General features: G+C 75.3%; 10 protein-coding genes. 4 read left to right on the forward strand and 6 right to left on the reverse strand.

The genetic code is table 11. The annotated features are described in order from the left end of the window. Positions 1 to 4,034, reverse strand: a 4,034-nt coding sequence (locus HGCM_RS17005; RefSeq protein WP_019135849.1) for a beta strand repeat-containing protein, incomplete at its 3' end; no start/stop codon positions are given. A 272-nt stretch (positions 4,035 to 4,306) separates the two neighbouring features. Here HGCM_RS17005 and HGCM_RS20250 point away from each other — a divergent pair. Further along, positions 4,307 to 4,912 carry a hypothetical protein gene (locus HGCM_RS20250; RefSeq protein WP_026075282.1) on the forward strand — a complete coding sequence of 202 codons (606 nt, stop codon included), beginning with the start codon at positions 4,307 to 4,309 and terminating at the stop codon, positions 4,910 to 4,912. Between the two features lie 21 nt (positions 4,913 to 4,933). On the opposite strand, the gene HGCM_RS05400 is transcribed toward HGCM_RS20250, so the two are convergent. The 3 genes from HGCM_RS05400 to HGCM_RS18745 form a co-directional block, all read right to left on the reverse strand. Next, positions 4,934 to 5,644, reverse strand: coding sequence for a hypothetical protein (locus HGCM_RS05400; protein ID WP_147572687.1), 711 nt, complete (start codon positions 5,642 to 5,644; stop codon positions 4,934 to 4,936). Between the two features lie 116 nt (positions 5,645 to 5,760). Then, the gene (locus tag HGCM_RS05405; protein WP_019135851.1) at positions 5,761 to 6,858 is read right to left on the reverse strand and encodes an alkene reductase; all 1,098 of its coding nucleotides are present in this window, start codon (positions 6,856 to 6,858) and stop codon (positions 5,761 to 5,763) included. 85 nt (positions 6,859 to 6,943) lie between these two features. Next, positions 6,944 to 7,738 (reverse strand): HEAT repeat domain-containing protein, encoded by a 795-nt coding sequence (locus tag HGCM_RS18745; protein WP_019135852.1) that lies wholly within the window; start codon positions 7,736 to 7,738, stop codon positions 6,944 to 6,946. A gap of 77 nt (positions 7,739 to 7,815) precedes the next feature. Between HGCM_RS18745 and HGCM_RS17015 the strand changes: the two genes are divergently transcribed. Further along, a complete protein-coding gene (locus tag HGCM_RS17015; protein ID WP_040398946.1) occupies positions 7,816 to 10,308 on the forward strand; it encodes a glycogen/starch/alpha-glucan phosphorylase in 2,493 nt (830 codons plus the stop codon). A 78-nt stretch (positions 10,309 to 10,386) separates the two neighbouring features. Next, a complete protein-coding gene (locus tag HGCM_RS05420) occupies positions 10,387 to 10,782 on the forward strand; it encodes a DUF5997 family protein (RefSeq protein ID WP_019135854.1) in 396 nt (131 codons plus the stop codon). A gap of 17 nt (positions 10,783 to 10,799) precedes the next feature. Here the strand turns inward: HGCM_RS05420 and HGCM_RS05425 are convergent, their stop codons facing one another. Further along, positions 10,800 to 11,582 carry a LysR family substrate-binding domain-containing protein gene (locus HGCM_RS05425; RefSeq protein WP_019135855.1) on the reverse strand — a complete coding sequence of 261 codons (783 nt, stop codon included), beginning with the start codon at positions 11,580 to 11,582 and terminating at the stop codon, positions 10,800 to 10,802. Continuing rightward, positions 11,579 to 12,316, reverse strand: a complete 738-nt coding sequence (gene trmB, locus HGCM_RS05430) for a tRNA (guanosine(46)-N7)-methyltransferase TrmB (RefSeq protein WP_019135856.1) — start codon at positions 12,314 to 12,316, stop codon at positions 11,579 to 11,581. Before trmB ends, HGCM_RS05425 begins: the two co-directional genes overlap by 4 nt. Before the next feature lie 55 nt (positions 12,317 to 12,371). Here trmB and HGCM_RS17020 point away from each other — a divergent pair. After that, positions 12,372 to 13,663, forward strand: a 1,292-nt coding sequence (locus HGCM_RS17020; RefSeq protein WP_019135857.1) for a chloride channel protein, incomplete at its 3' end; no start/stop codon positions are given.

Genomic DNA, 13,663 nt, shown 5'->3' on the forward strand with positions numbered 1-13,663 from the left:
CCGCCGTCACCCGACGTGCCGTCGGGGTCCGTGCCGTCGCCGGGCGTGGACCCGCCGGGCGTCGAGCCGCCGGGGGTGGTGCCGCCGTCGTCCGGTCCGGAGTCGTCGCCGGCGACCGTGATGACCAGCGTCTGCGAGTCGCCGAGCGCGAGCGGCGCGCCGGCGAGGGCGGCCGCGGCGAGACCGGACCGGCGCAGCACAGGCGCGGGGACGGCCGCCACGGCGGTGATCGTCACCCGGTACGTCCCGGCGGAGCCGGGAGCGGGGGTGCCGGCGATGACGGCCGTGCCGTCGCCCTCGTCGGTGAACGTCAGGCCCGCGGGCAGCGTCCCGGTCAGGGTGAGCGCCGGCAGCGGGGTGCCGGTGGCGCGCACGACGAACCGCCCGGCCGAGCCCTCCGCGAACGGCGCCGCGTCCGGGCTGGTGATGACGGGCGCCCGGGTGACGAGCACCCGCAGCGTCTGCGTGCTCGTGCCCGCCGCGCTCGTCGCGGTCAGCTCCACGGTCACGGGCCCGTCCTCGGTCGGGGTGCCGGCGATCGTCGCGGTGCCGTCGCCCTGGTCCGTGAACGTCAGCCCGGCCGGCAGCGTGCCGGCGAGCGTCAGCGCCGCGTCCGGGTAGCCGGACGTCGTGACGTCGAACGACGACGCCTCGCCGACGGGGAACGTCACGGTCGCGGCGCTCGTGAACACCGGCTCCGAGACGACGTCGAGCGTGAGCACCTGGTCGTCGCTGCCCGCGGCGTTCGTCGCGGTGATCGTCACGTCGGACGAGCCGGTCACCGTCGGGGTGCCGGTGATGGTCGCGGTGCCGTCGCCCTCGTCGGAGAACGTCAGGCCCGCGGGAAGCGTGCCCGTCAGCGTGAGCGCGGGGGCGGGGTGGCCCGTCGTCGTCACGGTCCACGAGCCGGGCGTCCCCACCGGCAGCTGCGCGGTCGACGCGCTCGTCACGGCGGGCGCCTCGCGGACGACGACCGACAGGTGCTGCTCCTCAGTCCCTGCGTCGTTCGTCGCGAGGACCACCACCGGGAAGGTGCCGGAGACCAGCGGCGCCCCGGCGATGACCCCGGAGCCGTCCGCGAACGCCTCGAACTCCAGGCCGGGAGGCAGCGAGCCGACGAGGCTGAGCGTGGCGGTCGGGGTGCCGGACGTCATCAGGCTGTGCACGTCGAACGCGCCGCGCGTGAAGGTCGCCGTCGCGGGGCTCGAGAACTCGGGCACGGTGTACATGAGGATCTCGAGCCGCGTCGTCACGCTCCCGGCGGCGTTCGTCGCGGTGACCGGCACGTTGGCGTGGTCGGTGGTCGTCGGGGTGCCGCTCAGCGTGCCGGTGCCGTCGCCGTGGTCGACGAACGTCAGGCCGGCGGGCAGGGTGCCCACGCTGAGGGCCGGGGCCGGCGAGCCCGAGGCCGTGACGAGGAAGGTCCCAGCCCGGCCCGTGACGAACGTCGTCGTCCCGGGGCTGGTGACGGCCGGCGTCGAGGCGACGTCGAGCGTGACGGTCTGCGTCGCGACACCGGAGAGCGGGTGCTGCACCGAGAACGTGCAGGTCGTCGCGCCCGGGTGGGTGGGGGTCCCGGCGACCCGGAAGCCGTGCACGCCGAGCGGCGTCACGGTGAGGCCGTCCGGCGCCGTGCAGGTGGCGCCCGCGCTCAGCGGCGCGGGGTAGCCGTCCGAGAGCACGTCGAACGTCGCGGGCTGCCCGACGACGAGCAGGACGTGGTCCGGCGTCGTGAACCGCAGCGGGTCGACGACGACGAGCGCGAGCACCTGCTCCTGGGACCCGGCGGCGTTCGTGGCGCGCAGCGTGAGGCTCGTCGTCCCGGAGGTCTCGGGCGTGCCGGAGAGCGTGGCGGTGCCGTCGCCGTTGTCCGTCAGGCTCAGGCCCACCGGGAGGTCGCCGTCCACGAGCGTGAGGGCGGCGGCCGGGGAGCCGGTCGTCCGGACGACGAAGGACCCCGGCTGGTCGACGGTCATGGTCGCGTCCGTCGCCGAGGAGAACGCGGGGGCCTGCTGCACCACCACGGTGAGGGTGCGCCGCGCGGAGGGCGAGACGCCGTTCGCGGCGGTGACGGTCAGGGTGCTCGTGCCCGCGGTGGTCGGCGTGCCCGCGAGCGTCGCCGTGCCGTCCCCGTTGTCCACGAAGGACAGCCCGTCCGGCAGCGTCCCGGTCGCGCTGAGGGACGCCTGCGGGAAGCCCGTGGTCGTGATCGTGGTCGACCCGGCCCGGCCGACGACGAACGTGGCGTCGCCGTCGCTCGTGATCGCGGGCGCGTCGAGGCTGGTGACCCACAGCTGCTGGGTGGCCGTGCCCGCCGCGTTCTGCGCGCGCACGGTCAGCAGCCTGATCCCCGACGCCGTCGGGGTGCCGGAGATCGTCGCCGTCCCGTCGCCGTTGTCGACGAACGTGAGGCCCGCGGGCACCGTCCCTGCGGTGATCGTGAGCGCCGGCGCGGGCACACCCGTCGTGCTGACGGTGAACGAGCCGGCCGCGCCGCGCACGAACGTCGCGTCGTCCGAGCTCGTGATCGACGGTGCCGACTGGACCGTCACGGCCAGCGTGCTCGTCCGGGTGGCGACGGAGTTGGTCGCCGTGAGGGTGACGGAGGTCGTGCCGGCGACGGTCGGGGTGCCGGTGATCGACGCGGTGCCGTCCCCGCGGTCCGTGAGCGTCAGCCCCGCCGGGAGGCCGGCCGCCGTGATGGTCGGCACGGGGTACCCGCCCGCGGTCACGCCGAACGAGCCGGCCTGGCCGCGCGTGAACGTCGCGGTCGGCGCGTGGTCGAGCACGGGCGGCCCGGTGACGGTCAGGGTGGAGGCCTGCGTCGCCGACCCGAGCGCGTTCGTCGCCCCGACGGTGAACGTGTACGTGCCACCGGTCGTCGGCGTGCCCGCGAGGCGGCCGCCCGACGACAGGGTGAGGCCCGGCGGCAGCGAGCCCGCGGTCACCGAGAAGGTCGGCGCCGGCCGGCCCGTGGCCGCGAGGTCGGCGCTGAACGCCGTGCCGATCGTGGCGGCGGTGGGCAGCGCGCCGGTGATCGCCGGGGGGACGCTGACGTAGAACTCGACGCTCGCCTCGGCGGCGGTGCTGTCCTGGCCCCAGGCGTCCTGCACCACGCCCGCCGGCAGGCGGACGCCGACCGTCCCGTCACCCGTGATCGGGCCGACGCGGACGACGTACGACGAGCCGCTGCCGGTCAGGCTCAGCTGGCCGCTGCCGGGCGCGGTGCCGGTCGCGACGACGTCGGCGGCGCTCAGGCCCGTGACGTCGACCGCCGCGCCGTCGCTCGCGAAGCGGACCGGGAACTGCAGCGTCGTGCCGGTCGCCGCGTAGACCGTGCCGCCCGTCGTGGCGGGCTCGGTGATCTCGGGGGCGGGAGGCGTCGGCGCGACGCCTCCCGTCGGGGTGGTGCGCAGCGCGTCGATGGTCACGACCGTCTCGTGCGCGGGGTCCTGGTTGCGCGGGTAGAGCACCAGCAGGCTGAGCGCGGTCACGCGCGTGAAGTCCACCTGCGGCGAGAAGCAGACGGGCGACGACGTGCACTCGAAGTTGAGGACGACGTCCCAGTCGCCCGTGTTGCCGATGCCCGTGTTGTAGACGCCCGTGCGACCCGAGGAGTCGGTGACCGAGATCGAGATGCTCGCGGCGTTCTCGCCGAGCACCTCGGGCGTGCGCTGGATGCCGGTGAACTCGACGAAGAACTGGGTGTTCGAGCCGCCGACCGTGAGGTCGGTCTGCGGGAACGCGTAGTCGAGCTGGATCCCGGTCGTCGAGTTGCCGCTGCCGTTCAGGCGCATCGTGCCGATGCCGCCCGACTGCGTGAACGTCGGGTCCGGTGACGTGCCGCTGTTGACGACCTGCACGGTCCGGGTGCCCCGCACGGTGCCGCCGAAGTCGTCGACGACGACCGGGGCGCCGACCGCCTGGGCGGAGGGCACGGCACCGACCCCGACGCCCAGGGCGATGAGGGCGAGGACGAGGAGCGCGCGCAGGGCGGCGCCGCCCCGGCTGGGCAGGGCGAGGGCAGGCAGCACGAGAGGGACCGTCTTTCGTCGACGACGCGCGCTGGAGGCGGGCGTACGAGGGGGTCGGCTCCATCCTCGCGGCACCTGGGCGCCCGTCCAAGACATCGGCCGGGTGACTCTGACCTGCGCAAACGGACATCCCGGGACGATCCCGGCGACGACTGAGCGCCCGCTGGGGTACGCCGGACGAGTGAGGGGCGGGCGGCGCGTCACCCGGCCCGTGGGCGACGCCGATGCGAGGGCATCAGGGGCGCCCGGCCGCTGCTCACCGAAGGACGACGATGCGCTTCAACCCGCCCCCGAGCTGGCCGACCCCGCCTGCCGGCTGGACGCCGCCCGAGGGCTGGCAGCCGGACGCGTCGTGGCCCGAGCCGCCTCCGGGGTGGCAGCTCTGGCTGCCGGACGAGGAGCCCGCGGGCGGCGGGTGGCCGCCGGCCGAGGTGTGGGTCGGCTTCGCGATCTTCGTCGCGGGCGCCGTGTCCCTCGTCGTGTCGTCCGGGGCCAAGGGCGGGTTCATCTGGACCGGCGGCCTCATCTTCGGCGTCGTCCTCGTCGTGCGCGGGCTGCTGCGCCAGCGGGCGCAGAGCGGGACGACCCGCGCGCCGCTCGCCGCGGTGGCGAAGGGCGCCGTCGCGGTCGCGGCCGTCGTGGCGATCGGCGTCGGCGGGTACGCGGCGACGAAGTTCGTCGAGGCGGAGAGCCTGACCGCCACGGCGGGCTCGTGCTGGAACGAGGAGGACGGCCAGGCGCTGCTCGTCGCGTGCAGCGGAGCCCACCAGTACAAGGCGGTCTCGGAGGTCGCCACGCAGGAGGACTGCCCGCTCACCGCGGTCGCGTCGGTCGACTCCGACCACGCGGGCCGGGTGCTCTGCATCGAGGAGGACTGACGGCGCCGCCGCCGGCGCGCCTCAGAGGCGCCGGCGGCGGTCGCGTGCCTTGACGTACGCGGCGTCGAGCGGGGCGGTCCACACGCCGCTCGTCGGGCCGTCGTAGTACCCCATCCGGGCCAGCGCGGCCTGCAGCCGCCGGACCGCGGCGTCGTGCGCGTCGCGGCTGCGCGCGTCCCAGACGTCGCCCGACGGCAGCCCGAGGACGCGCCGGGTGTAGGCGATCCCGTGCGGGAACGTCGTGCCCTTGAGCAGCGACGCCGCGCGCACGGCCTCCAGCCTCTTGTGCGTGTCGCGCCCCCACACCTGGTCGGGCGTGGCCCGGACGACGCGCTGGAGGCGCTCGGTGAGCACGTCGCCGCCGCCGCGGGCCCGCGCGTCGCCCTTCCCGAGGTTCGCGTAGGTGCCGACGTCGACGTGGGCGTGGTCCTCGTGGTGGCCCGCCGGGCCGACGGTGCCGTCGCGCGCGAAGATCACGCCGAGCCCCAGCTCGAGCGCGAACGCCGACGCGCTGGTGAGCTTGCGCCGCTCGCTGGAGTTCGGGCGGCGCCAGTTGAGGTCCATCCCCTTGCCGAAGCCCTTCTCCTCGTCGTAGTGCCAGGAGCCGGGTGCGTGCACGTCGTGCACGCGCGAGAACCCGTGCATCTCGTCCACGGAGAACCCGCACCGCTGCGCCCAGAGACAGAACGTCACGAGCGTCTGCACGGGCGAGACCTGTGTTCCGATCGCCACCGCGACCACCCCCCGGGGACCGCGGCGCACGGGCGGCGCCCGGACGGTCCTCGTGGGAGAGGACCCGCCGGGGAGCCCGCGGATACCTCTGTGCGTGTCCGCCGTCCCGCCCCGCGTCAGAGGGCGGCGAGCTCCTGGTCGTACGCGCCGAACGTCGTGTACCCGTCGCGGCCGTGCCCGAACACGGGGGCGTCACCGACCTGGGCGAGCGGCCAGCCGTGCCGCAGGCGCTGCGGCAGGTCCGGGTTGGCGATGAACGCGCGGGCGAAGCCGATCATGTCGACCAGCCGGGACTGCAGGGCCACCTGCGCCCGCTCGGCCGTGTAGCCGCCGGTCACGACGATCGCGCCGCGGAACTGCTCGCGCAGCAGCCGGCGGAACGCGAGCGGGACGGGCGGCGCCGCGTCGCCGTCCGCCTCGGCGAGGTGGACGTAGGCGACGTCGAGGCCCGCGACGGCGCCGAGCGTCGTGCGCATCGCGTCGTCGTCCTGCATGCCCTTGGCGGTGAGGAACGGCGAGAACCGGACGCCGACGCGGTGCGCGCCGACGATCTCGGAGACGGCCCGCACCACCTCGACGAGGAAGCGGGCGCGGTGCGCCGTCGAGCCGCCGTACGCGTCGTCACGGTGGTTCGAGCCGCTGCGCAGGAACTGGTCGACGAGCTGGCCGGCGCCGGCCTGGATCTCGACCCCGTCGAAGCCGGCCGCGACCGCGTTGAGCGCGGCCGACGCGTACTGCCCGACGACGCGCGACACCTCGGCGGTCGTGAGCGCGCGGGGCACGGGGCACTCGCGCAGCTCCGCCGACCCGTCCGCCTGCGCGACCCACACGGACGCTCCGGGCGCGAGCGCCGACGGCGCGACCGGCAGCTCGCCGGCGAGGAGCTCGGGGTGCGAGACGCGCCCGGCGTGACCGAGCTGGGCGACGACGCGCCCGTTCGACGCGTGCACCGCCTTCGTCACCTCGTGCCACCCGGCGACCTGCGCCGCGGTGTGGATGCCCGGTGCGAACGCGGTCCCCTTGCCGAGCGCGTCGACGTGCGTCCCCTCCGTGACGATCAGCCCCGCGCCGGCCCGCTGCCCGTAGTACCGGGCGGTCATCGCGGTCGGCAGGTCGCCCGGCTGGGCGGCGCGCGCCCGCGTCATGGGCGCCATCACGACGCGGTTCGGCAGGGTCTGCCCGAGCAGGTGGACGGGCTCGAAGAGGGAGGTCATGGCTGGAGGCTCCGTGGTCGGTGTGTCCCTTCAGCGTGCCGCCCGGGCGGGGCCCGTGCGTGGGTCGTTCGTCCTCGCCCGCAGGTCAGCGGGCCCGCGCCTCGTCGGCGTGCTGCGCGAGCGCGCTCGCCCGCGCGTCGGCGGTCGCCCCGGGGTCGTCGCCGAGCCGCGCGAGCACCTGCTCGTGCAGCGCGGGCGCCCGGCCGGGGGCGATGTCGAGCATCGCCGCCATCGTCGTCCAGGCGGCGAGGGCGGCGCCGTCGGGGCGGCCGTGCGCCCGGCGACGGCTCAGCTCGGCGACCCCGTCGAGCACGTCACCCCCGGGGCCGGCGGGGTCCGTGAGGCGGCGGACGGCGTCGACCTGCGCGGCGGCGTCCTCGTCCCAGCCCTCCAGGTGCCCGAGCACCAGGGGGTGCAGCGACGGGTCGCCCAGCGCCCCGGCCGCCAGCAGCGCGAGCAGCCGCACCGAGCCGTCCGGGCGCGCCAGCGCCGCGCGCACCCGCGGCAGCGCCCGCTCGTCCTGGCGGTGCGCGAGCCCGAGGAGGGCCTCGTCGCGGGCGTCCTGGTCGGCGTCGTCGAGCCGCGCGGCCAGCGCCTCGCGGACCGCGGGCGTGTCGACCTCCCGCCACTGCTGCCCGAGCACGAAGCACGCGTGGTCGCGCACGCGCGCGTCCTCGTCGCTCGTCAGCGCGACCACCGCGGCCACGACGCCGGCCGGCACCGGCTCCCCGACGAGGAGCGGCAGCTGCATCACCGCCGCCGAGCGCACGCGCGCCGCGGGGTGCGCGAGCAGGGCGACCACGACGTCGACGTCCGGCGGCCCGGCGCCCTCGATCGTGTGCAGCGCCTCGTCCGGGTCGGGCTGCGGGCGGGAGTCCACCGGCCCAGTGTGCCCGCGGCCCGGCCGCGGGCGGGAGGCGTGCAGGACTTCCGTCCGACATTCGCCCGTCACGCGGCATGGCTACGGTGGGACCCGTGACTGACACTCCCATCGCCAAGCGTGAGCACACCGTCGAGGGGTTCGTCCGCGAGTTCCTGCGCGAGGTGAACTTCGGGCAGGGCGTCGACCTGTCCCGTGCGTCGGCCAACGACAAGTACCTCGCCATGGCGCGGACGGTGCGCCACTACCTGATGACCCGCTGGATCGAGACGCTGAACCACCAGTCGAAGGTGCAGGCCAAGTCGGTCGCGTACCTCTCGGCGGAGTTTCTGCTCGGGCGCCAGCTCGACAACAACCTCCTGGCGGCGGACCTCGGCGACATCGTCGAGGAGGGCCTGGCCAGCCTGGGCATCGACCTGGACGAGCTGCGTCAGCTCGAGGTCGAGCCGGGCCTCGGCAACGGCGGGCTCGGGCGGCTCGCGGCGTGCTTCATCGACTCGCTCGCGACCATGAACCACCCGTGCATCGGGTACGGCATCCGCTACGAGTACGGCATCTTCCGGCAGACGTTCGTCGACGGGTGGCAGGTCGAGCAGCCGGACACGTGGCTCGAGCTCGGCTCGCCGTGGGAGTTCCCGCACCCCGAGGCCGCGGTGCAGGTGAACTTCGGCGGGCACGTCGAGCAGTACCAGGCCGAGGACGGCCACGTGCGCCGCCGCTGGGTGCCGGGCTGGTCCGTGCAGGGCACGCCGTACAACTACATGGTGCCGGGCTACCAGAACGGCCGCGTCAACACGCTGCGCCTGTGGTCGGCGCACGCCACGCAGGCCTTCGACCTGCAGATCTTCAACTCCGGCGACTACGCCGAGGCCGTCCGTGCGCAGACGTTCGCCGAGAACATCTCGAAGGTGCTCTACCCCGAGGACTCCACGCCGCAGGGCAAGGAGCTGCGCCTGCAGCAGCAGTACTTCTTCGTCGCCTGCTCGATCAAGGACTTCCTCGACCAGGTGCTGCCGAAGGACTTCGACCTGCACGACCTGCCGGACCGGATCATCTTCCAGCTCAACGACACGCACCCGGTCATCGCGGTGCCCGAGCTCATGCGGATCCTCGTCGACGAGAAGGGCTGGGAGTGGGACGAGGCCTGGGACGTGACCCAGCGCTGCTTCGCCTACACCTGTCACACGCTGCTGCCCGAGGCCCTCGAGGTCTGGCCGGTCGAGCTCCTCGGGCGCCTGCTGCCGCGGCACCTGGAGATCATCTACCGCATCAACGACGAGTTCCTCGCCGGGCTGCGCGAGCAGCACCCGGACGACGAGCTGCGCGTGCGGCGGATGTCGATCATCGCGGAGTACCCGGTGCGGGCGGTCCGGATGGCGTACCTCGCGACCGTCGCGAGCACGAAGGTCAACGGCGTCGCCGAGCTGCACAGCGAGCTGCTGCGCGACAAGGTGCTCGACGACTTCGCGGCGTTCTACCCGGAGAAGTTCACCAACGTCACCAACGGCGTCACGCCGCGGCGCTTCCTGCGCGAGTCGAACCCCGGCCTGTCCGGCCTCATCACCGAGGCGATCGGCGAGGGCTGGGTCACGGACCTCGACCGGCTCAAGGGGCTCGAGCCGTACGCGGACGACCCGGACTTCCGGCGGCGGTTCCGCGAGGTCAAGCGGGCCAACAAGCTCCGCCTGGTCGACGTGCTGCGGGCCCGCGACGGCATCGAGGTCGACCCCGACACGATGTTCGACGTCATGGTCAAGCGGCTGCACGAGTACAAGCGGCAGACGCTCAAGCTGCTGCACATCGTGTCTCTGTACGACCAGGTCCGCTCCGGCGAGCTGCCGCTGGAGCAGGTCACGCCGCGCACCTTCGCGTTCGGCGCGAAGGCGGCGCCCGGCTACCTCATGGCGAAGCAGATCATCGGCCTCATCAACGCGGTGGGCCGGACGATCAACGCGGACGCGTCGCTGCAGGGACGCCTGCACGTCGCGTTCCCGGCGAACTACAACGTCACGCTGGCCGAGACGCTCATCCCCGCGGCCGACCTGTCCGAGCAGATCTCCCTCGCGGGCAAGGAGGCGTCCGGCACCGGGAACATGAAGTTCATGCTCAACGGCGCCCTGACGATCGGCACCGACGACGGCGCGAACGTCGAGATCCGCCGGCTGGTGGGCGACGAGCACTTCTTCCTGTTCGGCCTCACCGAGCCGGAGGTCACGGCCGTGGTCGAGAAGGGCTACCGGCCGTCCGAGCACTACGAGTCGAACCCGCTGCTGCGGCGCGCGCTGGACCTCATCACGTCGGGCGTGTTCTCCGACGGCGACCGGCACGTGTTCGAGCCCGTCGTCGCGAACCTGCTCAACGAGGACCGGTTCCTCGCGCTCGCGGACTTCCAGGCGTACATCGACGCGCAGGCTCGCGTCGACGCGTACTACGCCGACGAGGAGGCGTGGACGCGGTCCGCGATCCTCAACGTCGCGCGGGGCGGGTTCTTCTCGTCCGACCGCTCGATCCGCGACTACATCGACCGCATCTGGCACACGACGGCGGTCGACCCCCGGACGAGCGCGTAGCTCCGACGAGGGACGGGCCCGGCGGACGACCGCCGGGCCCGTTCCCCTGCGGGGCCCCTGCCCGCCTACCCTGGGCCCGTGAGCGCGAAGAAGCCCCAGGAGATGAAGCCCTCGACCGCGGCGGCCAAGCTCGGCGTCTACCTGCCGGCGACGCCCGAGGACTTCCGGTCCGGGACGGTCACGCGCGACGAGCTCGACGAGCTGCAGCGCACCCCGCCGGAGTGGCTGACGACGCTGCGCCGGGAGGGCCCGCACCCGCGCGGGGTCGTGGCGGCACGGCTGCGCGTCTCGACGAGCGGGCTGGCGCGCGCCGGCATCACCGAGCCGCTGACGACCGCGCAGATCGCCGAGCTCATCGCCGCGCCGCCGGAGTGGCTGCTGCGCGAGCGCCGGACGTTCGAGCAGGTGCGCCGCGAGGAGCAGCGCATCGCGGAGCGGGACGCGGCCCGCGCGGCGGGCGACGCCGCCGAGTAGGCGGAGCGCCGGCCGGCTCAGCGCCGGCGGCCCCGCCCCGGTGGCGGCTTGCGTCTCCCCGACCCCGGGCCCGACGAGCGACCACGCCCCGTCGAGCCGCGCGCGTCCTGGCGACCGCCGGTGCCGGAGGCCCGGGAGGCCGAGCGGCCCGCGTCCGCAGCGGCTCCCACGCCGCGCGACGAGGCGGCCGTCCGGCCGCGGGCGATCCCGACGAGCTCCTCGACGAGCGGCGAGTACCGCTCCTCCACCCACGCGAGCCCGACGGCGGAGCCGGGCGCGTCCGTCACCGGTCGGCTGGTCAGCCCGGGTCGGGCGTGCAGCCGCCACACCGACAGCGGCAGCAGGACGACGCCGGCTCCCGCGGCGACGAGGTCGAGCGCCTCGTCGGTCGTCGCCGGGGCGGCGCCGGCGAACGGCTCGCCCGGGGCGTCGGTCCAGCGGAGGAGGTCGTCGGCCGGCACGACGAGCGTCTCGTCGGCGAGGTCGGCGGGGGAGAGCTCCTCCGCCGCGGTGAAGAGGTGGTCCTTCGGCACGGCCGCGACCGTCACCTCGGTGTACAGGGGCACGAGCGCCAGCCCGTCGCGGTCCACGGGCGCGCGCAGCAGCGCCGCGTCGCCCTGGCCGTCCCGCAGCCGCCGCTCCGCGTCCGCGGGGGACGTGACGACGAGCTCGAGCGGCACGTCGGGCAGCCGCTGGGCCCACACCCGCAGCCACCGGTCCGGGTTGACGCCCGGCACGAGCAGCAGCCGGAAGCCGGTCGCCGGCGCGCTCGCCCCGGCCGGCACGTCCTCGGCGCTCACCGGACCCTCCGCGCGACGACGTCCCGCGAGACGTGACCCAGGGCGAGGCCGCGCCGCTCGAACTTCGTGACGGGCCGGTGCGCGGGGCGCCCGACGAAGCCCGGCGGGTCCTCCAGACCGGGGTCGGCCGCCACCACCGCGAGCATCTGGTCGGCGTACTCGGCCCAGTCGGTCGCGCAGTGCAGCACGCCGCCGACGCGCAGCCGGTCGCGCAGCAGGGCGACGTGCTCCGCCTGCACGAGCCGGCGCTTGTGGTGGCGCGGCTTGGGCCAGGGGTCGGGGAAGAACACGTGCACGGCGTCGAGCGAGCCCGTCGGCACCGCCCGGCGCAGCAGCTCCAGCGCGTCGCCGTGCGCCACCCGGACGTTCGTCAGCCGCTTCTCCTCGACGAGCAGCAGCAGGTTCGCGACCCCGGGCACGTGCGGCTCGACGGCGAGGTAGTCGCGGCCCGGGTCGGCCGCCGCCATCGTGGCCGTCGTCTCCCCCATGCCCGGGCCGATCTCCAGCACGACCGGGGCGCGCCGGCCGAACAGGCGGTCGGTGTCGAGGGCCCCGTCCGCGGTGCGGGGGAAGGGGGCGTCCTCGTCGTGGACCGAGAACCCCAGGCGCGGGAAGAGCCGCGCGAGCGCGTCCTGCCGGTCGCGGCCGAGCGGGGCCTTCCGGGGGTGGAACGTGCGCAGCGGCTCGTGCGGCCGCGCGGCGACGTGCCGGAAGGTCTCGGAGGGCAGGCTCACGCCCCGAGCCTACGGACCCCGCGCCGGAGCGGGGCACCCGGGCTACTGTCGCGACATGGCCTCGGCGACCGGCCCGTCCGCAGCGCCGGCCCCGGCGATCGTCCCGCGCGACCTCGCGCGGCTCACGCTCCTCGGGGCGCTCGTCGGCGTCCCGGCGGGGCTCGTCGCGTTCGCGTTCGTCTCGCTCGTGCACCTGCTGGAGAACCTGCTCTGGACGACGCTGCCGGAGAGCCTCGGTGCCGACGGGCCCCCGTGGTGGCTCGTCGTGGGCCTGCCCGCGCTCGGCGGGGTGCTCGTGCACCTGGCCCGGCGCCTGCCGGGCGACGGCGGCCACCCGCCGATCCAGGGCCTCGCGGGCGGCACCCCGCGGCCGAGGGACGCCGCGGGCATCGCGCTCGCCGCGCTCGCCACGCTGCCGTTCGGTGCGGTGCTCGGGCCCGAGGCGCCGCTCATCGCGCTCGGCACGGTCGTGGGGGTGTGGCTGACGTCGTGGGCGCGGCTGCCCGAGCGGGGCCGCGCGGCGCTCGGGGTCGCGGGGGCCGGCGCGGCGATGTCCACGCTGTTCGGAGGCCCTCTCGTCGCGGGGCTCATGCTGCTCGAGGGAGGCGTCGGCGCGGGCGCGCTCGTCATCCCGATGCTGCTGCCCGCGCTCGTCGCCTCGGCGGTCGCCTACGTCCTGGTGACCGGGCTCGGCGGCTGGACCGGGCTCCCGGTCGCGGGCCTGTCGCTGCCCGGGCTGCCGGAGTACGAGTCGGTGCTGGTCGCGGACCTCCTCGTGGCGCTCGTCGTCGGCGTGGTCGCCGCGCTGCTCGCACGCGTCGTCCGGAGGGCGGCCACGCGCCTGCAGCGGGGCGAGCCTCGCGGTGGCCGGCTCGCGCTGCTCGTGGGCGGCGGGGCCGTCGTCGGCCTGTGCGCGCTCGTCGCCCAGGCGCTGGGGGCCGACCCCCAGGACGTCCTGTTCTCCGGCCAGGCATCCATCCCGGTCGTGGTCGGCGCCTCGTCGGCCGCCGCCGTGCTCGTGCTGCTCCTCGCCAAGGCCGTGGGGTTCGCGGTGAGCCTGGGTGCCGGGTTCCGCGGCGGGCCGATCTTCCCGGCCGTCTTCCTCGGCGTCGCGCTGGCGTCCTTCGGCGTCGTCGCGTTCGGGATGTCGCCGACCGCCGCGGTCGCGGTGGGCACGGCCGCGGGCATGACGGCCATGACGCGCATGGTGCTCGCGCCGCTGCTGTTCGCGGCCCTCCTCACGGGTCGCGAGGGGCTCGACGCGCTGCCGCTCGCGGTGCTCGCCACCGCGACGGCGTGGCTGACCTCGGCGGCCGTCGACCATCGGCTCGCGGGGCGGACCGTCGG

Source organism: Cellulomonas massiliensis JC225 (assembly GCF_000312005.1).
GTDB lineage: Bacteria > Actinomycetota > Actinomycetes > Actinomycetales > Cellulomonadaceae > Cellulomonas > Cellulomonas massiliensis.

What these genes read in the sequence shown, in the direction of transcription:
- HGCM_RS20250 (WP_026075282.1), top strand. Translation starts at nt 4,307, where the DNA reads ATGCGCTTCAACCCGCCCCCGAGCTGGCCGACCCCGCCTGCCGGCTGG.
- HGCM_RS17015 (WP_040398946.1), top strand. Translation starts at nt 7,816, where the DNA reads ATGGCTACGGTGGGACCCGTGACTGACACTCCCATCGCCAAGCGTGAG.
- HGCM_RS05405 (WP_019135851.1), bottom strand. Translation starts at nt 6,858, where the DNA reads ATGACCTCCCTCTTCGAGCCCGTCCACCTGCTCGGGCAGACCCTGCCG.